A 19,077-nucleotide genomic window follows, 5' to 3' on the forward strand; every position below is an offset into this window, starting at 1 on the left:
TTTAATATATTAAGATTAAAAAGAAGAAAAAGGCTACAAAGTAGCCTTTAAATTATGCAGGATAAACAGAAACTTTTTTTCTATTTTTATCTTTTCTTTCAAATTTTACAAAACCATCAATTAAAGCAAAAATTGTATGGTCTTTTCCCATGCCTACGTTATTACCTGCATGAGTTGCTGTTCCTCTTTGGCGAATGATGATGTTGCCAGCGCGAACAAATTCTCCACCAAATTTTTTAACACCTAGACGACGACCTATAGAATCACGATTATTCTGAGTTGAACCTTGACCTTTCTTGTGTGCCATTCTTTACTCCTTAAGCTTTAATATCTACTACTCTAACGCGAGTAAATTGTCTTCTAAAACCGCGTTTTAATTTTGAGTCTTTTCTACGTCTTTTTTTATAAATCACAACTTTTTTGTCTTTTCCATGAGCAATCACTTCTAAAACAACTTTTGCACCCGCAACAAACGGCGCACCTACCTTTAATTCTTTATCACATACAGCAAGAACTTCACTTACTTCTACGCTTGATTTTACTTCAGCTTCAAAACGATCTAGTTTAAGCTCATCACCTTGGCTTACTCTGTATTGTTTTCCACTGTGTTTTATAATAGCATACATACAGCTATCCTTTCTTAAAATATTTTGGTAGCACCATAAAGCATTATGCATAAAACATAAATTTAAAAAGCTTTAGTGGTTAAAACTTGAGATTATACTCAAAATAATTTTAAATTTAGGTTAATTACCAACCTAAATTTACCGTACCATTTGGATTTACACTATGTTGTTTTTCCACGCCCATATTAGCTTCATCTAAAGGCCTACAAACATCATCTTTTTTAACACTTCCTTCAAGAATTTTAGCATATGATAGTTTTGGTGTTGAGCGGATAATTTGAACCTTTCCACTTTTTGTTTCTATTCTTGCTGTATTTTCTTTAGTATAAGCATCCTTTATCACTTCACCTAAAGAATAACACTCATAGATTTCATCATTACTCAAAGTTTGCGAGAAGACTACTTCATTATTACTAACTTGTGCAACTTTTAAAGGATAAATAGCATTTAAAATATCATCTGAAATTTTCTTTGCAATTTTTTCACTTAGCTTTTCACTAGCTACTAAAGAATCACCTTTAACAAAGGCTGACATGGTTAAAGTATTTGAAAATTTAATTTGTCTGGTGGCAAATAAAAGCACGCGATAATCCACCACAACATCTATTTTATTTTTATTTCCTTTGGTTTTAAGATCTACTCCACCTACATGAAATAACAAAATATAATCAGTAGCTAAAACATTCTTAAGTTTGTAAATTTCATCTTTATGCGTATTAGATGAATTTATCAAAGCTTTCTCCATTTCATAATAACCTTTAGAATCTCTATCTAAAACATTAAATTTCCTACTTTGAAGTAAATCTGTGATAATTTTTTGCTGTAAAATATTTCCAAGCTCTTGGTATTTAGAAGAGGTATTAAATACCGTAATACTTCTTCTACTATCTGGCTTATAACCTGGTATTTGATATTTTTTATGAGTAGTAGTTTTAAAAATGGTTACATTTGCTATGTATTTATCGTTTTCTTGAACCACACTATCAATTTCATATGCATCAACTCTGCCTTTTGTAGCTTTTATGATTTGCTCTTTATAGCTATCTTCCATATTAGTCTTTTTATTATTTGAATTTACCCCGACAAAAGACTGCTTGGTTGAGTCAATATTAACACCATTTAATTTACCAATAGCTTCTATTATGGCATCATTTATTGCCTCTTCTCTGCTAGCTCCTATACCCTCGCCTGTACTTGAATTGGTAGTGCTTGTGGTGATTATTTTGGCATATAAACTCAAATGAAAACATAAAATCAAAATACAAATTTGTAATATCTTCATAAATTTTTCCTAAAAATCATCTATATCATTTACAACATTAGAACTTCTTTGTATATTAGAAGACTTTTTAGGTTCAGTTTTTGGGACACTAGTGTTTGAATTTGATTTTAAAGCTTCGTTAATATTTGCCACATTATCATAAGAATAAAATCTTACAACACCTACATGTTCTATACCATTTTCGCTTGTATAATTCCATCTTTTAAGTGTTCCTATGCCTTTGATTTTTCCGCTAGCACTTGCTTTTATTTTTGTATTGATTTTTTCTACAATATTTGTGAAATCTTGAATTTGTTCTTGAGTAGTGTTGTCATTGATATTTAAGCTTTGCTTGATGATTTCTTCATAACTTTCACCTGTAGTTTTTTCATCTTTTAAACTTAAATTTGTATTGATAAATTCAATTATAGCTGCATCAGCCATAGTTGAAGCTGTATCTTTAGCCCTATCTTCTAATATATTTGTCTTCTTGGCATTATTTGCATCAGCAATATAACCCCAATTTCCATAGCTTAAAATAACCGGTGAACCTTTTTCATCATAAACTAAGCGAATGCCATATTCATTAAGAAAGCTTTTATTGTCTTTTGGTAAATACTCGTTGATATTTTTTCCTTTACCTTTGATCTTGCTTTGACGCGCTAAAGACATATCTTTAGCAAGTTGACGAGTTTTTTTAGAAACAACTGCAATTACACCAATATCATATTACCCTCTTCTTTGCGTAACTATAGTTTGCACAGGAATTAAACCGCTCATTGAGCCAACTGCACTAGTAATTGTTTTATTAAGAAACTCTTCTTTTAATAAAATCTTCTTTCTTTCCTCTGTTAAACCTTCTACATTAATACCCAAATCTCTCAAAGCTTTATCTAATTTTGCACCACTTAATTGAACCAGTTTATCAAAAATTTGCCCTACAACACTTCCTTTTGGCAGTTCTTCAAATTCTTTTGCATTAGTAGAATTATCAGCTTCGTAATTTTGAATTTTACTCACTGCCATTCTTCCAAAGGCATCTTCAATAAAATCAGACTGTAAATTAAGCATAGCTTTTTGGTAAGCATTTTGCAAAGCTTGAGCAAATTGAGGATCGCTATCGCTTAGCGCAACTACACTTCTACCCGTATAAAAGGTTTTTCCATCTTTTGTAATACCATATTCTATACCAAAATTATCTGCAAATTCTTCAAAAAAATCATCTAAAGATTTTGGAGTAATATCTTTAGAGCTAGCATCTGACATTTCATTTTGAATTTTAATATCTTCTTGAGTAATTTCAACTTGTGGAGTTGCTTGAGCATAAAGAAAACTCGCTACCAATAATGATCCAATAACAAATCTTTTTTTCATCATATCTTTCCTTGTTGTTTTATATTACCAGCTTACAGTTTTACTAGATCCTAGTTTATTGATTCTATTAGTTTTTTGCCATACTACCAAACCACTGCCCTTTTCAGCTAATTTCATAACAAAAAAGTATTCAACTTGGGTTTTACCGTTGCTTAATTTTATATTTTGCTGACCAATTCTTCCTTGTAAAGTCAAAGAAGCACTAATTTGCGTATGATTTTTAGATACTGTAGCTTTATCATATCTATCATCATCTTTATCGCTCGTTACATCATCCATATTATTTTGAGTAGCACTATCATTGCCTTGAGTAGCTGAAGCTGCAAATTTACCTGAATTTATAAGTTCTTCTACCATCAAATCAGTCAAATTTCTAGTATCTATTCTTAAAGCCGTATCATTTACCACATCATAAACTGCCACAATAGCCTTACCTGAATTTCCTATTTTATTCACAACATAACTTGAATTAAACAAACTATTTAACATTTCTTTAGCTGTATTGTCAAAATCTTCACCAGTTAAAGCCATGCTTAAAGAATCGCCTTGTTTTACTTTTGTCGCAGTTCCATCTACATAAATAGGTTGTTGCATACACGCACTAAATAAAACACCTATAACCACTACACTTGTTAAAATTTTAATTTTTTGCATTTTTTATCCTTTTTTATTTAATATATATTTTATATTTTTTTGCTTCCTTATTGCTAGCTATATTTTGTATAATATATTCTTGTTTAGCTAACAATCTTATATTTTTATAGTTTTTATCAATAGTATTTTTTATAACAAACCCATCCTTATCAAACCATTCTATTTTATAAGAAAGCTTTTTATCAACAGAACTATAAAAAGTAATCTGCACTTCTAATAATCCTGCATTATTTATTCTTTCTTTTATACTTTTTACATTTGTATGTTTAAAATTTGCATCAAAAGTATCTTGCGAAACCAATAACATACAATTTAATAACAATAAAAAAATTATCTTTTTCATTTTTCTATGATATTTATACTTGGAGCAATATTAGGTGCAAAAGAACGCACTACAACCAATGCATTTTTCTTTGGATTAATCTGTCTTTCAAATAACACATCATCACTTGGAGTTTTAATAATAATTTTACCTGTATTTTTAATCATAACAACTCCTATGCTTTGTGGCAATCCTCTCCAAGATCTAACATCAGCTTGAGTAGTTGCTGCATTCATGATACCACTAGCAAGACTTAAAAAACCTCCCGTTGAGTCATTGTTAGCTACTGCTACATTGATAGTAGTTTTTAAAATAGCTGAAACTATTGCTTTGGTAACTATTGATGGTTGCTCGAACTTAAACTCGCTTGCTACAACATTATCCAAATCAACTAATTTTGTAGTATTAGTATCATTTACACTTAAATACTCAAAAGACTGGCTTCTTTTTTTTAGCTTAGGTAGAGCAATAGAAGTTGTCGTAAGAGTGTCATTTAAAATCAAAGGCAGAGTTAATTTAAACTCATCCTTTACCACACCAAAACCATTCTCATAAACAATAAAAACATATTTATTTTTTGATTTAGCGTCGCTAATTGCTTTCCACTCTTTATTAATTTCTTTATTTTTTGGGTTTAAAATCTTTATTTCTTTAAATAAATCTTTAGCCAAAGTATAATCTTTGCTCATATAATAAAAAATCGAAGCTAAGTAAGTTGCATAAGGATTGGTAAAATTTTTACTTGTTGAAAATTCTTCAAACAAAACTTCATATTGAGCATTTATTTGTTTTGTTGATTCACTAAAATTTTTATTAAAATTTGGATCTTCTTTTTTGGCCTTTTCTAATTCTGCTTTATTTTTAGCAATTTGAGCTTTAAAATAATCTTTTGCTCTATCTTGACGCAATAAAGCTCTTTTAAACTCCACTCTTGCGTTGTTATAATCACCCTCACTCATAAAATTTAAACCCTTATATGTATTTACCATTATTCTTTCATATAAAGAGCCATCATAGTCTAATATAGAATCATTTATTAATGTAGTTGCAGCTGTTTTAGTAATTTTTTGAGCGCCACTTCTTAAATCCACATCAACTTGATAAGATTCCTCAACCTTATCAAAAAATTCATTACTAAGATTAAAATCTCCACAATTTTTTGCGATTAAACCTGCATTTAATCCTACATATACTGGATCATCTTTTTTATCTACCTTAGTCATTTCTTGGGCAAAAAATTCATCAGAACATATCTTTTGGGTTAACTTTTGCTCTAATTCATTGTTTACTTTTGCATGATTAGCACACGCACTAAATAAAATAGCTGTTAATGCAATCACACTAAATAAAATTTTATTTTTCATAGCCAATTCTTAATTAAAAATTAAGAATGTATTATATATAAAAAATAAATAAAAAACAACATTCCCCAAAGAAATATCTTTGGGGAAAATTTGATTAAAGCTCTGGTTTTGGAGTTTTTTCAGTTGCTTTTGGAAGCTGAGGATAAGTAATACTTGGTTTTTTACCTGTTAGAGCATGTAAGAAAGTTTCTATAGAAGCTGCTTCTTTGTCAGAAATTTCTATGCCAAGTTGCACGCTACCCATTTCTTTGATTGCTTCTTGTAAAGACCAAATAGCACCATTGTGGAAGTATGGAGCTGTTTCAGCAATATTTCTTAAGGTTGGAGTTTTAACTAAACCATTTGCATCGCCTTTAAAATCTCCTACATTTGCAAATTTATATTTAGCTGCTACTTGGAAAGCCTGCATACTACCACCTAAATTTACTCCTGTATGGCAAGCCGTACAGCCTTTATCGATGAAAGTTTTCAAACCTTCTTTTTCTTTTTTACTTAATGCTTTTGTGTCACCTTCTAAGAATTTATCAAATTTAGATGGAGTTAAAAGTGTTCTTTCAAATGTAGCAATAGCATCTGCGATATTGTCAAAAGTCACTCCACTACTTCCATAAACTTTTTTAAATTCTTTTACATATTCTGGCATAGAAGAAATTTTTTCAACAGCTAGTTTTGCCGGGGTTGCCATTTCAGGTTCTGCTTCGATTGGTCCTTTTGCTTGATCTGCTAAAGTACCTGCTCTACCATCCCAAAATTGAGTTGAATTTAAAACTGAGTTATAAACTGTTGGCGAATTTAAATGATGAGGATTAGCTGTCCATTTGTGTCCTACAGCAGCTGCTATACCATCAGCACCACCCATACCTAAATTATGACAGGTATTACAAGAAATCAAACCACTTTTAGAAAGTCTTGGCTCAAAATACAGCTTTTTACCAAGATTAGCTTTTTCTTTAGAGAATTTGCTAGCCTTAACTCCCATTTCTTTTAATAGTTTTTCAACACCTGCTTGATCCTTTGGTAAAGGTGCTAAACCTGCAGCTTTTGCTTCATCTAGTAAAGCTTTATCGTTAGCAAAAGCAGTTGATGCAACTAATAATGATGATGCAACTAATAATGAAATTTTTTTCATTATCTACTCCTAAATAAGATAAAATAAAGCCTATTTAAAATAAACTTATTGAAAATATATCTATAATTTTCTTTAAACAAAATAAAAAATTTCTATTTAACAATAAAAATTATTATAGGATAAAATATATCTTAAATATTTATTTCAGGGTTTTTTGCTATCATTTTATAAAGTTTTATATAATCAGGATAAAAAGTAAATGGAAAATTTAATAATCTATCTTTTAGCTTATCTTATAGGTGCTATACCTTTTGGTCTTTTACTAGCTCAAATTTTTGCCAAAACAAATATCAAAAATGCAGGCAGTAAAAGCATAGGTGCTACCAATGTTTTAAGAGTAGTAAAAGAAAGCGATCCTAAGCTTGCCAAAACACTTGCTGTTGCAACAATTGTCTTAGATGCACTTAAAGGAATTGCACCTATATTAGTAGCAAAAATTTTAGGCTATGATGAAAATATCTTATGGACTATGGCGGTTTTAGCAGTATTTGGCCATTGTTTTTCTCCTTATTTAAAATTTGAAGGTGGCAAAGGAGTAGCTACTGGAGCTGGGGTTTTAGCAGTATTTTTACCTTTTGAGATTATATGTGCACTTTTGGCTTGGTTTATTATAGGTAAGGTATTTAAAATTTCAAGCTTGGCCTCACTTGGAGCTTTAATTGTTTTAATTGCAACTTCTTTTATATTTCATTATGATATGCCTGTGATTAATACCCATGCGCCGATATTTATCATCGCTTTTATAGTAGTTTATAAACACATACCAAATATTTTAAGACTTATTGGAAAACAAGAATGCAAAGTCATATAAAAGTTAGCTTAGAATTTAAATGCATTATAGGGCTTTTGGATTTTGAAAGAATCCAAGAGCAAAAAGTCCTAATAGAATTAGAAGCTAAAAGTAAGAAATTTTTAGATTATGCAAAATTATGCACTAGAATAGAAAAAATCTATAAAAAGAAAAAATTTAAGACTATAGAAAAATCTTTAAAATATATATGCAAAGATATCAAAAAACATCATAAAAAACTTCAATTTATAAATATTACTTGTTATAAGCCCGATATCATCAAAAATGCGTGCGTTGGAGCTAGTTTAAGCAAAAAATATTAAAAATTTTTTAAAGAATTTTGAACATTTGCTTAATTTGTGTTATACTTTTGCACTAAAACTATCTTCAAAGGAATAAAATGCGTATTTTAGTTGTAGAAGATGAAGCATCGCTTAATAAAACCTTATCAAACACTTTAAATGAGTTTGGCTACCAAAGCGACACTTCAGAAAATTTTAAAGACGCTGAGTATTTTATAGGTATTAGACATTATGATTTAGTATTATCAAATTGGACTATAGGCAATAATGATGCAAGCGATTTGATCAATGCTATCAAACAAAAATCTCCAAGAACTGCTATAGTAACAATGTGTACAAAAGCAGATAAAGAAAATGAAATCAAAGCTTTAAAAGCTGGAGCAGATGATTATATAAAAAAACCTTTGGATTTTGAAATTTTAATGGCAAGAATCGAAGCTAGACTTAGATTTGGCGGGACAAATGTGATTAAGATTGATGATTTAGTGATTGATCCTGATGAAGAAAAAATCACTTATCAAGGAAAAGACATAGAGTTAAAAGGAAAGCCTTTTGAAGTTTTAACTCACCTTGCTAGACACTCTGATCAAATCGTATCAAAAGAACAACTTTTAGATGCTATTTGGGAAGAACCTGAACTTGTAACTCCAAATGTTATAGAAGTTGCAATCAATCAAATAAGACAAAAAATGGATAAACCTCTTAATATTTCCACTATAGAAACTGTGCGCCGCAGAGGATATCGCTTTTGTTTTCCTAAAAAAACTAACTAAAAATTTTTAGAATGATTTAATCATTCTAAAAATTAAATATTTTTATCTCTTTTTAAATTAGCTATAAGTTTTTATATAGTATAAGTTTGCTTTATTATCAATAAAAGGAAAAGTATGTCACTTTTAATCACTAGAGAATGTATATCCTGTGATGCATGCAGAGAAGAATGCCCAGATGAAGCTATTTATGATAATGATCCAATCTATGTCATAGATCCTGATTTATGTACTGAATGTGTGAATGAATTTTCAGAACCAGCCTGTATAGTGGCCTGTCCAGTAGATTGTATCATACCTGATCCTGATAATGTAGAAAGTATTGATGAGCTTCGCTTAAAACATAAAAATAAAGATATTTAATGGCTAAAAAAACAGCAGTAATTGATCTTGGCTCTAACTCCGTTCGTATGGTTGTTTTTGAAAGAACCTCAAGATATGGTTTTTTTATTTGCAGTGAACACAAAAAGAAAGTAAGACTTGGAGAAAATGCTTATAATAACAACAAAATCCTCCAAGAAGAAGCCATGTTTAAGGCCGAGAAGGCACTAGCTTATTTTAAAGAAAAAGCTGTAAAAGAAAAATGTAGGAAAATTATTGCTGTTGGAACTTCTGCGCTAAGAGATGCGCCTAATGCAAAAGAATTTATTACTAGAATATCAAAAAATGTGGGTTTAAACATAAAATGCATTAATGGTAAAACAGAATCATTTTTAGGTGGTCTTGCTGCATTAAATTTACTATCAAATATTCAAAATGCCACCACCATAGACATAGGTGGAGGATCAACCGAGCTTTGCTTGATTAAAGAAGGTAAAATTATAGATTGTATTTCGCTTGATCTAGGAACCGTAAGATTAAAAGAGATTTTTTATGATACTAAAAGATTAAATGCTCTAGATCAATTCATACAAGAAGCTCTAATGCAAGTTCCAAAACATTTTCAAAGTGAAAATATTATTGCCATAGGTGGAAGCTTAAGAGCATTGTCAAATTCTATAATGAAAAAAAATTCCTATCCTTTAAAAATAATCCATAATTTCAGCTACAGCTTTGAAAGAGAAAAAAATTATATAGAAAAAATTCAAAATGCAAAAAATTTAACAGATTTTGATATCAAAAAAGATCGTTTTGATACTATAAAAGAAGGTTGTGTCATATTTTTAGCCTTAGCTAAAAAACTCAAAGCTAAAAATATCATCACTTCTGCAGTAGGTGTTAGAGAAGGCGTGTTTTTATCTAATCTTTTTCAAAAATATGCCAAAATAAAAAACGACACTAATGACTTTTCGCAATTTAATGCCAAATTTCCGCCAAATTTCAACCCAAGTTTAAAATCCTTACAAGATCGCTTTGGTGTTGATTATAAAGATAAAAGTGCTTATTTTGCAAGTAAATTATTTGACGTACTTTCACCTATTCACAAAATAAGTTCAGATTTTAAAAAAGATCTTTTAAGCGCTGCTAAATTAGCCCATATAGGTGAAAAAATTAATTTTTATTTTGCTAATGAACATAGCGCCTATATGGCAATGAGTGGCTTAAACTTTGGCTTTTCACACAAAGAAATTTTGCTTATTGCAACTCTTTTAAAAGCCAATGGTAAAAAAATAAATCCCCTTGCTATAGAACATGTTAAAGAATTATTACCAAATAACCATATATTAGCTTGGCTTAATTTTATTCTAGCACTAGCAAAAAAACTTGCTAAAGATAGTGATGAAAATCTTGATTTTACATTAAAAAATCATACCTTATATATTTATTCAACAAAAAAACAAATTTATTTTTCAAGAGAAGAAATCAAAAAAATTTCAAAGCCAAAACTTATTGTTTTAGCTTTTAATCAATCTAATTAAGCATTTTGTTTTAAAAGTAAATTTTGCAATCTTTGTTTATTTTCTTCAAAATAAGAATCAAAGTCTTTTTCTTTTGGTTTTTGGGATGTTTTGTTTTGTTCCTCATTTTTCATCATAGCTTCACTTGTTTCTAATACCACATTAGAATTTCCTATGATCATAGTATAGCGTTTTAAGCCATACTCAAAGACTACAAGTTGGTTATGTCTATCAAGTGGTCTTTGAAAAATCAAAGTAAAATTTCTATCTAAAGGATGTTTTTGTCTTAAATACATTTTTAAAAACCAAAGTCCAACAAGCAAAAGTATCAAAACACTTACAACTAAAATATAATTTGTAAAATCATACTCTTGCATTTTTATCTCCTCATTTTTTTCTTCTAAGCTATTTTTAGTTGCTAAATTCATACCTTCTTTTTGAGCGCGCAGTCTTAAGCCATATTCACCAATCGTATCTGCATTAATTTGTATCTTATCACCAACACTTAAGGCTATAAAAGTTTTTTTACCTTCTGAAAAAATTTTTATTTTTTTAATTATATTAGAATTTAATGTCTTATCTTCTTCTTTAACACTTTGAGCATTTAGTGTAAAGATAGTAATATCGCCTTTTCTCTTTTGACTAATGCCTTCTTTATAGGGAATATCAAATGAAAAAGTAATATCCACCCTATCTTCTCTAGGATAGATATTATAATCAAGAATTTTTGCCCCAAAAAGAGGCAAAGCAAGTAGTAAAATCCAAATAAATCTCATTGCAATTCTTTTTTAAAATACTGCAATACTGATTTAGAATCTAAAATCTCATTAATTCTTATGGCAAGGTTTTTTTCATACACCATCACCTCACCTTTACCAAAAATTCTTTTATTCAAGTAAAGCTCCACACTTTCGCCTGCTGGCTTTTCAAGATCTATCACAGAACCAACTTCTAGCTTTAAGAGTTCTCTCACACTCATATTAGTCGTGCCAAGCTCACTGACAAAATCAACACTAATGTCTAAAATATCTTCATAAGATTGCAATAATCCTAAATGATCTTCTATCATATTTTTTTATAACCTATTCTAAAGGAAGCATTTTTTACTTCATAAGTAAATTTTTCTTTGAGTTTAATTTTTGAAAATCCATCAATACGCCCTAAATACTCAGGAACACCTAAACGATACTCATCTTTTCCATTAGTATCATTAAGTAGCTTTTTAGCATAGCCTATGATTTGATTAGCCACTTCTTTAACTAAATCTGCCAATCCATCTTCTTTTAATTCTTCATGTAATAAAAATTGTGCAATTTCATTTAAAGCTTGTTTTTGAAAAAACAAATAAAAACTATATTCCTCATCTTTAAAATACAAAGGTATAGAAGCCCCATAAAGTTCGCCTCTAATCACGCTTTTTTGTGAAATTTTTAATTTTAAAATATGCTCAAAAAAATGATAAATCGAATACTCAAGTGTTTTAGTCATAACTTTTCCTTAATAAACTTATAATAAATTTATTTTACTAAATAAACCTTTAATCATAATTAATAATTAAAATATAAAATACTATAATTTTGATTTGCTAAAAGGCTTTTAATGTTTATAGAAAATTTTAATTTAGATAAAAAAGTTTTTATCATCGCCGAGCTTTCAGCTAACCATGCAAACAGCCTTGAAGTGGCCTTAAAAACCATACAAACAGCTAAAAAAGCAGGAGCTGATGCTATAAAAATTCAAACCTATACCCCAGATAGTCTAACACTAAATTCAAACAAAAAAGATTTTATTATCGAAGGTGGTTTGTGGCATGGACGTAAACTATACGAATTATACGAAGAAGCTAAAACGCCTTATGAGTGGCATGAAAAACTTTTTGAATGCGCCAAAAACGAAGGGCTAATCTGCTTTTCTAGTCCTTTCTCTAAAGAGGATGTGAATTTTTTAAAACAATTTAATCCCCCAGCTTATAAAATCGCTTCTTTTGAAGTAAATGATTATGATTTTGTGCGTTATGTGGCAAAAGAAAACAAACCTACTTTGGTTTCTACAGGTATAGCTTATGAAGAAGAGCTTGAAATGGTTGTTAAAATTTTCCAAGAAGAAAACAACCCAAATCTAATTTTGCTTAAATGCACTTCGGCTTATCCTTCACAAATTTGTGATTTAAATCTAAACGCCATCAAAACTTTACAAGAAAAATTTAAAACCATAGTAGGCTTAAGCGATCATAGCGAGGGTTTTTTAGCACCTACTTTAGCAGTAGCTCTTGGAGCAAAAGTCATAGAAAAACATTTTATATTAGATAAAAGCTTAAATAGTGCTGATGCTAAATTTAGTCTTGATTATGAAGAGTTTAAACAAATGTGTTCTATGGTACGCTTGAGCGAGCAAGCACTAGGTAAATCTAGCTTAATAATAGATGATAAAACCTTAAAAAATCGTCATTTTGCAAGAAGCTTATATGCGAGTAAAGATATAAAAAAAGGTGAAATTTTTACACAAGATAATGTAAAAAGCATAAGACCAAGCCTGGGCTTACATCCTAAATTTTTACCTATCATACTTGGTAAAAAAGCAAGTTGCGATATAGAATTTGGACAAGCGTTAAAAAAAGAAGATTTTTTGGAGTAATTATGCAAGAAAATATTTTTAATAAAAATTTAAAAGCTCTAAGTAATAAAGATTTAAAAGAAAAACTAACAAATTTCAAGCAAAATAATTTTAAAATAAAACAAGGATCTGATCCTTTAGATATTAATTTTATTCATCATAAAAGAGAACAAGCGTTGTATAATAATACACTTGATGAGTTAAACGAAAAAATAAATCTATACAATGATAAATATTTATTATATCCAATATTATATTTTTTTGGTTTTGGCAACGGAATTTTGTATAAAATTCTCTTGCAAAACAAAAATAGACAAAAAATTGTTATTTTTGAAAAAGAAATAGAATTTATTTATCTGAGTTTTCATCTTTTAGATTTTAGTGAAGAGTTAAAAGACTGTCGACTAATTATTTTAGATATAAACAATATAAACTATACACATTTTCAAATTTTATGCAATAGCTCGCCGTTTTTTAATTTCTTAAGAACTTATTTTTTAGATATCCATTGTGATTATTATGAAAAATTTCACAATGATATTTTAAAAACAAACGAAACTATGCAAACTTATATAAAAAAATCTATTTTAAAATTTGGCAATTCTTCAAAAGATGCTTTAAAAGGTATAGAAAATTTTATTTATAACCTACCAGATCTTTTTTTAAATCATTCTTTTAAAGAATTATTATCAAAACGAAAAAACACCTACCAAAACGCTATTATAGTTTCAACAGGTCCTTCTTTAATCAAACAACTCCCTCTGCTTAAAAAATATGCAAATAAAGCAACTATCTTTTGCGCTGATAGCGCTTATCCTATACTAGCAAAACATAATATAAAACCTGATTATGTTTTATCTTTAGAGAGAATAGAAAAAACAAGTGAATTTTTTAATAATAATTTTGGAGATTTTGATAAAGATATATTATTCATCTTAACTGAAATTGTATATAAAAACACCCCTAAATATTTAAAAGAAAACAATAGGGATTTTATTTTTATACAAAAAATAGGTGATTTTAGTAAACTTTTTCATTTAAAAGACCTGGATAGCTTAATAAATACTCCAAGCGTGGCAAATATGGCTTATTTCATAGCATCTTGCTTACAACACAAAAATATCATTTTAATAGGACAAGATTTAGCTTATTCTGATGATGGATTTTCACATCCTCAAGATTATCATTATAAGGCAGACTGCGAAAGTCATTATGAACATATTCAAACTTTGGGTTATGGTGGTAACAGCATGGTGAAAACACACGAAATATGGATGGTGTTTAAACATTATCTAGAAGAAGCTATTGCTGATAATAAAAAACAAAACATCCAAACTTATAATGCCACTGAAGGTGGAGCAAGGATAGAAGGAACCATAGAAAAGCCTTTTAAAGAGCTTTGTGAATCTTTATTTGAAAGCACCACACCAAAATCATTCATACAACTTGATAAAATCACACAAAATAAAAAAAATGAACTCATGCTTAAAACATTTTATAAAACACAACAAGCCATCAAGCTTTGTGAGTTTTTGCATAAAGAAAATTTATATATACTCAATCGTATTTGTTTTTTAATGAGTGATGAAAAAAATTTTATTAGTTTAATACAAGAAATTGAAAATTATAAAACAAAACTTATCAAAGTAGATATTTTAAAAGAGCTAACAAGCGCTATTAGTGTTCAATTTGAGCTTAATTTAGCAAGAATTCAAGTGCTTAACCCTAAAACGCAAGAAGATAATTTTAACAAAATGCTTCTTTGGATTAAAGAATACTTATCTTTTATTGAAATTATTAACGAACATATTATTGCATTAAAAATAACCTTAGAAACAAATATATTAAATTTAGAAAATTTTCTGATCAAAAATAACTTTGAAAAATATGTAAATAAAATAAAAGCAACAAAACTACAAAGCTGTTGATTAATATAAAGTACATTCAATATAATTTTGTTATAATTAAAATAAAAATGGATATTAATGAATAAAGAATTATTTTTAAAAAACACTCAAGCCCTTTTTGAAGTTGATCAAATATTAGCTTATGAATTAAGAAAATTAACTAACACTCAACGGTTTCAACTTATAGAAAATAAAATTTATGATACACACAATCAAATACTTTTAGATGAAAATCACTCTTTTGACTTTGAAAAATTTGAGCTATATCCAGTATTGTTTTTTTACGGATTTGGTGATGGAAAATTTTTCTTAGAACTTTTAAAAAATCAACACTTAAAACACATCGTAATCTTTGAAGATGAATTAGAAATTTTATATTTAGCCTTTCATATGATTGATTTTTCTGCATTTTTAAGAAAGGAAAAATTGATTTTATTTTTTACACCAAATATTAACACCGCTCAAATCAAAGTTTTATTTAATTATCCAAACATCAAACATACATTAAAAATTTTTAACTTTCATTTTTATAATGAATTTTACACCAATTTTTACTCATCTAACGCCCAAAATATAATGCAAACTTTACTAAATATAATCAAAACACTCATGCTTGCTCGAGGAAATGACCCAAAAGATGCTTTAATAGGAATAAAACATAATGTTATAAACCTAGAAAAAATCATCACCCACACTCCTTTTAAAAGTCTAATAAAAGACAGAAAAGCAAAGGCAAAAAATGCTATAATAGTTTCAACAGGCCCTTCTTTAATCAAACAACTTCCTCTTTTAAAAAAATACCAAGAAAATGCTGTTATTTTTAGTGCTGATAGCTCTTATGCGATTTTAGCAAAAGAAGGGATCAAACCTGATTATGTTTTTTCGCTAGAAAGAGTAGACTTTACAAGTGAATTTTTTAATAATGATTTTGGAGATTTTGATAAAGATATATTATTTATAATTGCTTCTTTAACCCATCCTAAAACCATAGAGTATTTAGAAAAAAATAATAGAAATTATATGCTTGTTTTAAGACCTTTATTTTTTGAAAGCAAGCTTGGCTTAAATGAGTATGGCTTTTTAGGAAATGCTATGAGTGTTGCCAATATGGCTTATGAATTAGCTGGTGCTTTAAGATTTGAAAATATCATTTTAATAGGACAAGACTTAGCCTATAGTGATGATGGCAAATCACACCCAAAAGAGCATCTATATGGTGATCAAGGAGATGAGGAAGTAGTCTATAAAGAAATAACCGCTTATGGTGGCAACGGAAAGGTTAAAACACAACTCACTTGGTATTTGTTTTTAAAAAGTTTTGAAAAAGATATTGCTCTTGCAAAAAATATCCTAAATATAAAAACATACAATGCTACAGAAGGCGGAGCTAGGATAGAAGAAACTATAGAAAAGCCTTTTAAAGAAGTTTGTGAAGAAATGTTAAAAGAAAAAATTGACAAAAACATCGCTTTAACAAAACCAAAAAATCCTCAAAAAAAAATCAAACAATGCAAAGAAAAACTTATCAAACAAACAAAACAATGCGAAATATTTATTAATGAATGCAAAAAAGCTATTAAAGAAAAAAACTTAGAAAAACTAGAAAAACTGAGATTAAAACTACCAAAAAGTGATTTTTTTTCAGATATTGTGCAAGCTAGGTGTTTTCAAAACGAATGTGAAGTTTTAAAACACAAAGTTACGAAAGTCAAAGATTTAGAATTTTTCTTAGCTCAGCAAATTGACTTTTTTGAGGAAATCATTTTATACCTAGAAAAATACAATGAGACTATTAAGGAAAATCTTGATAATAAATAACCAACATATTTAAAATTTTTATTTTCTAAGCAAAAAAACTACACTATTTTTATTTGAAAAAATGACGATTTTCTTTAAGTGAAAGGGTAATATGAAAACAGAAATTTTTAAAAAAAATATCAAAGCTTTAAAAGGAAGCGAACACCAGAGCTTAAAAAGAAAATTAGGTAAAATCAAAGAAGCAAAAGATTATATTTACGTTTTTGATAAAGATCCTTTAAACTGCAATATTTGTTATAAAAATCTAAAAAACATATATAAAGATCCACTAAAAGAATTACAAGAGCAAATAGAAATTTTTAATAAAAAATACCTAAGATACCCTGTGTTATTTTTTTATGGCTTAGGTAATGGAATTTTTTATAAAAATTTATTAACCAATAAAACCCATGAAAGGGTTATTGTTTATGAAAAAGATATAGAGCTTATATTTTTAGTCTTTAATATGATTGATTTTTCCAAAGAGCTTTTAGAGGGAAAATTAATTGTCGTTCATACTAAAGAATTAAATTATGTTAAAGCGGATTTAATTTGTAGTTTATTAGGTTTGTTTTTAAGAACTTATGATTTGCATATTCACTCATATTTTTATGAAGATCAAAAAAAAGAAATTCAATACATCAACACCTTAAATTCCAAAGTAATCAAAAATATAGCCTTACGAAAAGGAAATGACCCAGTAGATGCTATGCAAGGAGTGGAGCAATTTGTTTTAAACTTACCCAAAATGCTAACACACCCAAGTTTTAAAGAGTTAAAACAAAAAAGAAGTCATAAAAGCAAAAACGCTATATTAGTAGCAACTGGACCATCACTACAAAAACAACTTCCTTTGCTTAAGAAATATGCAAATAAAGCAACTATCTTTTGCGCTGATAGTGCTTATCCTATCTTAGCAAAAGCAGGTATAAAACCTGATTATGTTTGCATGCTTGAAAGAGATGATATAGTAGCTAAATGTTTTGATAATGATTTTGGTGATTTTGATAAAGATATAACTTTTATTTTAGCTTCTTTAGTTCATCAAGATAGTGTTAATTTTTTAGAAAAAAATAAAAGAAAATATATTTTAGTTTCTAGAGCCTATGCGTTTGCCTATTCTTTGGGTTTGCATGATTTTGGTTATGTTAGTGGAGGGATGAGTGTTGCTCATTTAAATTATGAGCTAGCTCAATTATTAGGGCATGAAAATATCATTTTAATAGGACAAGACTTAGCCTATGCTAATGATGGCAAAACACACAGTGATGGATTTTTATATGAAAGCTATCATGAAGGAGATTTTGAGCGCGATCATGGTAAATATGAAACCCTAGCATATGGTGGAAAAGGCTATGTGCAAAGCTCTGAAATATGGCTTATTTTTAAACAAATTTTTGAAAATTTATTCCACAAACAAACAAAAGTAAAAATTTATAATGCTACAGAGGGTGGAGCTAGGATAGAAGGAACCATAGAAAAACCTTTTAAAGAACTTTGCAAAAATTTACTTACTAATGAAATCAAAAAGCCTTTTCCAAAAATACAAAAACCAAAACGCAAAGATAGCAACGATCTTATGTTACAAGCTTATAAAAAAATCAAACAACACATCAAAGCAAGTGATAAATTTTTTAAAGAGTGTAAAAGATTACACAAAGCACTTAATAATCAAAGCAAGATCCGCTACACTCCTCAAGAATTAAGCGCTCAAATAGACACTCTCAAAGCAACACTAGAAAGTCAAAAATATATTTTTTTAAGAGAAGTTATCTCTCCTTCTTTATTTCATTTAGAAAGTACTATTTCTCAAATTTATGTTACTCCTATACATAATGAAAGTGATAAACAAAACAAACTTACAGCTTGGATACTAGCACATAAAACTTGGCTTGAAGACATTGCAGAATTAACCTTGATTCAAGAAAAAGCTTTGAAAATAGCTATTATGCCTTTACAAGATATCTTAGAAAAAAGAAATTTAATATAAAGTGGGCAAAAACCCACTTTGGATTTATTGTAAAAGTTTTAGAACATTTTGCTGTACAGCATTAGCCTGACTCATAGCATAAGATCCACTTTGAGCTAAGATGTTATACTTAGAAAAGTTTGCACTTTCTGCTGCAAAGTCTACATCTCTGATGTTTGATTCAGCTGATTTGATATTTACTTGAGTTACACTGATGTTGTTAAGTGTAGCTGTGATTTGATTTTGCACTGCACCAATGTCAGCTCTGATAGCATCAAGATTTGCTGTAGCAGTTTCAACTATATCCATCATAGCCATAGCGCCTTTAAGTGTAGTAACACCTGGAGTTTGATCATTCGCT

Annotated in this window: 20 protein-coding genes and 1 pseudogene; 9 read left to right on the forward strand and 12 right to left on the reverse strand. The window is 28.7% G+C overall.

All coding sequences use genetic code 11. The annotated features are described in order from the left end of the window. Positions 1-52: 52 nt before the first annotated feature. The 8 genes and pseudogenes from rpmA to CAMP5082_RS02570 all read right to left on the reverse strand — a co-directional run bounded on the left by rpmA (position 53) and on the right by CAMP5082_RS02570 (position 6,730). Positions 53-307 (reverse strand): 50S ribosomal protein L27, encoded by a 255-nt coding sequence (gene rpmA / locus CAMP5082_RS02535; protein ID WP_002862355.1) that lies wholly within the window; start codon positions 305-307, stop codon positions 53-55. 10 nt (positions 308-317) lie between these two features. Next, a complete protein-coding gene (gene rplU / locus CAMP5082_RS02540) occupies positions 318-626 on the reverse strand; it encodes a 50S ribosomal protein L21 (protein ID WP_012660931.1) in 309 nt (102 codons plus the stop codon). Positions 627-750: 124 nt separating this feature from the next. Continuing rightward, positions 751-1,908, reverse strand: a complete 1,158-nt coding sequence (locus CAMP5082_RS02545; protein ID WP_337205821.1) for a hypothetical protein — start codon at positions 1,906-1,908, stop codon at positions 751-753. Positions 1,909-1,917: 9 nt separating this feature from the next. Beyond that, positions 1,918-3,261, reverse strand: a pseudogene (locus tag CAMP5082_RS02550) (DUF6844 domain-containing protein). Positions 3,262-3,285: 24 nt separating this feature from the next. Then, positions 3,286-3,915, reverse strand: coding sequence for a penicillin-binding protein activator LpoB (locus tag CAMP5082_RS02555; protein ID WP_337205822.1), 630 nt, complete (start codon positions 3,913-3,915; stop codon positions 3,286-3,288). Positions 3,916-3,928: 13 nt separating this feature from the next. Continuing rightward, positions 3,929-4,258 (reverse strand): YcfL family protein, encoded by a 330-nt coding sequence (locus CAMP5082_RS02560; RefSeq protein ID WP_337205823.1) that lies wholly within the window; start codon positions 4,256-4,258, stop codon positions 3,929-3,931. Continuing rightward, the gene (locus CAMP5082_RS02565; RefSeq protein ID WP_337205824.1) at positions 4,255-5,601 is read right to left on the reverse strand and encodes a COG3014 family protein; all 1,347 of its coding nucleotides are present in this window, start codon (positions 5,599-5,601) and stop codon (positions 4,255-4,257) included. The genes CAMP5082_RS02560 and CAMP5082_RS02565 overlap by 4 nt, the downstream gene beginning before the upstream one ends. Before the next feature lie 94 nt (positions 5,602-5,695). Further along, positions 5,696-6,730 carry a cytochrome-c peroxidase gene (locus tag CAMP5082_RS02570; RefSeq protein WP_337205825.1) on the reverse strand — a complete coding sequence of 345 codons (1,035 nt, stop codon included), beginning with the start codon at positions 6,728-6,730 and terminating at the stop codon, positions 5,696-5,698. Positions 6,731-6,929: 199 nt separating this feature from the next. Between CAMP5082_RS02570 and plsY the strand changes: the two genes are divergently transcribed. The 5 genes from plsY (at position 6,930) to CAMP5082_RS02595 (ending at position 10,451) form a co-directional block, all read left to right on the forward strand. Further along, positions 6,930-7,541, forward strand: a complete 612-nt coding sequence (gene plsY / locus CAMP5082_RS02575; RefSeq protein ID WP_263678371.1) for a glycerol-3-phosphate 1-O-acyltransferase PlsY — start codon at positions 6,930-6,932, stop codon at positions 7,539-7,541. Beyond that, on the forward strand, positions 7,526-7,843 hold the full coding sequence (locus CAMP5082_RS02580) for a dihydroneopterin aldolase (RefSeq protein ID WP_173787072.1): 318 nt from the start codon (positions 7,526-7,528) through the stop codon (positions 7,841-7,843). The genes plsY and CAMP5082_RS02580 overlap by 16 nt, the downstream gene beginning before the upstream one ends. A gap of 77 nt (positions 7,844-7,920) precedes the next feature. Continuing rightward, positions 7,921-8,595: a homeostatic response regulator transcription factor HsrA gene (gene hsrA / locus CAMP5082_RS02585; protein WP_039667907.1), complete on the forward strand. Its 675-nt coding sequence runs from the start codon at positions 7,921-7,923 to the stop codon at positions 8,593-8,595. Positions 8,596-8,709: 114 nt separating this feature from the next. Beyond that, positions 8,710-8,955 (forward strand): YfhL family 4Fe-4S dicluster ferredoxin, encoded by a 246-nt coding sequence (locus CAMP5082_RS02590; RefSeq protein ID WP_012660922.1) that lies wholly within the window; start codon positions 8,710-8,712, stop codon positions 8,953-8,955. After that, positions 8,955-10,451 carry a Ppx/GppA phosphatase family protein gene (locus CAMP5082_RS02595; RefSeq protein WP_337205826.1) on the forward strand — a complete coding sequence of 499 codons (1,497 nt, stop codon included), beginning with the start codon at positions 8,955-8,957 and terminating at the stop codon, positions 10,449-10,451. Before CAMP5082_RS02590 ends, CAMP5082_RS02595 begins: the two co-directional genes overlap by 1 nt. On the opposite strand, the gene CAMP5082_RS02600 is transcribed toward CAMP5082_RS02595, so the two are convergent. Genes CAMP5082_RS02600 through CAMP5082_RS02610 form a run of 3 tightly spaced genes read right to left on the reverse strand, consistent with a single transcriptional unit; the run spans position 10,448 to position 11,918 of the window. Next, on the reverse strand, positions 10,448-11,206 hold the full coding sequence (locus CAMP5082_RS02600; RefSeq protein WP_337205827.1) for a hypothetical protein: 759 nt from the start codon (positions 11,204-11,206) through the stop codon (positions 10,448-10,450). The genes CAMP5082_RS02595 and CAMP5082_RS02600 overlap by 4 nt on opposite strands. Beyond that, positions 11,203-11,499: a flagellar motor switch protein FliN gene (fliN, locus tag CAMP5082_RS02605; RefSeq protein ID WP_012660919.1), complete on the reverse strand. Its 297-nt coding sequence runs from the start codon at positions 11,497-11,499 to the stop codon at positions 11,203-11,205. The genes CAMP5082_RS02600 and fliN overlap by 4 nt, the downstream gene beginning before the upstream one ends. Next, a complete protein-coding gene (locus CAMP5082_RS02610) occupies positions 11,496-11,918 on the reverse strand; it encodes a hypothetical protein (RefSeq protein ID WP_012660918.1) in 423 nt (140 codons plus the stop codon). The genes fliN and CAMP5082_RS02610 overlap by 4 nt, the downstream gene beginning before the upstream one ends. 111 nt (positions 11,919-12,029) lie before the next feature. Between CAMP5082_RS02610 and pseI the strand changes: the two genes are divergently transcribed. The 4 genes from pseI (at position 12,030) to CAMP5082_RS02630 (ending at position 18,737) form a co-directional block, all read left to right on the forward strand. Then, positions 12,030-13,064, forward strand: a complete 1,035-nt coding sequence (pseI, locus tag CAMP5082_RS02615) for a pseudaminic acid synthase (RefSeq protein WP_337205828.1) — start codon at positions 12,030-12,032, stop codon at positions 13,062-13,064. A 2-nt stretch (positions 13,065-13,066) separates the two neighbouring features. After that, entirely contained in the window at positions 13,067-14,971 is a 1,905-nt protein-coding gene (locus CAMP5082_RS02620) for a motility associated factor glycosyltransferase family protein (RefSeq protein WP_337205829.1), read from the forward strand. Positions 14,972-15,028: 57 nt separating this feature from the next. Further along, on the forward strand, positions 15,029-16,768 hold the full coding sequence (locus CAMP5082_RS02625) for a motility associated factor glycosyltransferase family protein (RefSeq protein ID WP_337205830.1): 1,740 nt from the start codon (positions 15,029-15,031) through the stop codon (positions 16,766-16,768). Between the two features lie 91 nt (positions 16,769-16,859). Further along, positions 16,860-18,737: a motility associated factor glycosyltransferase family protein gene (locus tag CAMP5082_RS02630; protein ID WP_337205831.1), complete on the forward strand. Its 1,878-nt coding sequence runs from the start codon at positions 16,860-16,862 to the stop codon at positions 18,735-18,737. A gap of 24 nt (positions 18,738-18,761) precedes the next feature. On the opposite strand, the gene CAMP5082_RS02635 is transcribed toward CAMP5082_RS02630, so the two are convergent. Then, positions 18,762-19,077 (reverse strand): flagellin (locus tag CAMP5082_RS02635; protein ID WP_337205832.1); only part of this gene is annotated, 316 nt, incomplete at its 5' end.

Source organism: Campylobacter sp. LMG 17559 (assembly GCF_024723605.1).
In the GTDB taxonomy this organism is placed as follows: Bacteria; Campylobacterota; Campylobacteria; order Campylobacterales; family Campylobacteraceae; genus Campylobacter_D.

Coding starts and splice junctions, on each gene's coding strand:
- rpmA (WP_002862355.1), bottom strand. CDS start 307: ATGGCACACAAGAAAGGTCAAGGTTCAACTCAGAATAATCGTGATTCT.
- rplU (WP_012660931.1), bottom strand. CDS start 626: ATGTATGCTATTATAAAACACAGTGGAAAACAATACAGAGTAAGCCAA.
- CAMP5082_RS02545 (WP_337205821.1), bottom strand. CDS start 1,908: ATGAAGATATTACAAATTTGTATTTTGATTTTATGTTTTCATTTGAGT.
- CAMP5082_RS02555 (WP_337205822.1), bottom strand. CDS start 3,915: ATGCAAAAAATTAAAATTTTAACAAGTGTAGTGGTTATAGGTGTTTTA.
- CAMP5082_RS02560 (WP_337205823.1), bottom strand. CDS start 4,258: ATGAAAAAGATAATTTTTTTATTGTTATTAAATTGTATGTTATTGGTT.
- CAMP5082_RS02565 (WP_337205824.1), bottom strand. CDS start 5,601: ATGAAAAATAAAATTTTATTTAGTGTGATTGCATTAACAGCTATTTTA.
- CAMP5082_RS02570 (WP_337205825.1), bottom strand. CDS start 6,730: ATGAAAAAAATTTCATTATTAGTTGCATCATCATTATTAGTTGCATCA.
- plsY (WP_263678371.1), top strand. CDS start 6,930: ATGGAAAATTTAATAATCTATCTTTTAGCTTATCTTATAGGTGCTATA.
- CAMP5082_RS02580 (WP_173787072.1), top strand. CDS start 7,526: ATGCAAAGTCATATAAAAGTTAGCTTAGAATTTAAATGCATTATAGGG.
- hsrA (WP_039667907.1), top strand. CDS start 7,921: ATGCGTATTTTAGTTGTAGAAGATGAAGCATCGCTTAATAAAACCTTA.
- CAMP5082_RS02590 (WP_012660922.1), top strand. CDS start 8,710: ATGTCACTTTTAATCACTAGAGAATGTATATCCTGTGATGCATGCAGA.
- CAMP5082_RS02595 (WP_337205826.1), top strand. CDS start 8,955: ATGGCTAAAAAAACAGCAGTAATTGATCTTGGCTCTAACTCCGTTCGT.
- CAMP5082_RS02600 (WP_337205827.1), bottom strand. CDS start 11,206: ATGAGATTTATTTGGATTTTACTACTTGCTTTGCCTCTTTTTGGGGCA.
- fliN (WP_012660919.1), bottom strand. CDS start 11,499: ATGATAGAAGATCATTTAGGATTATTGCAATCTTATGAAGATATTTTA.
- CAMP5082_RS02610 (WP_012660918.1), bottom strand. CDS start 11,918: ATGACTAAAACACTTGAGTATTCGATTTATCATTTTTTTGAGCATATT.
- pseI (WP_337205828.1), top strand. CDS start 12,030: ATGTTTATAGAAAATTTTAATTTAGATAAAAAAGTTTTTATCATCGCC.
- CAMP5082_RS02620 (WP_337205829.1), top strand. CDS start 13,067: ATGCAAGAAAATATTTTTAATAAAAATTTAAAAGCTCTAAGTAATAAA.
- CAMP5082_RS02625 (WP_337205830.1), top strand. CDS start 15,029: ATGAATAAAGAATTATTTTTAAAAAACACTCAAGCCCTTTTTGAAGTT.
- CAMP5082_RS02630 (WP_337205831.1), top strand. CDS start 16,860: ATGAAAACAGAAATTTTTAAAAAAAATATCAAAGCTTTAAAAGGAAGC.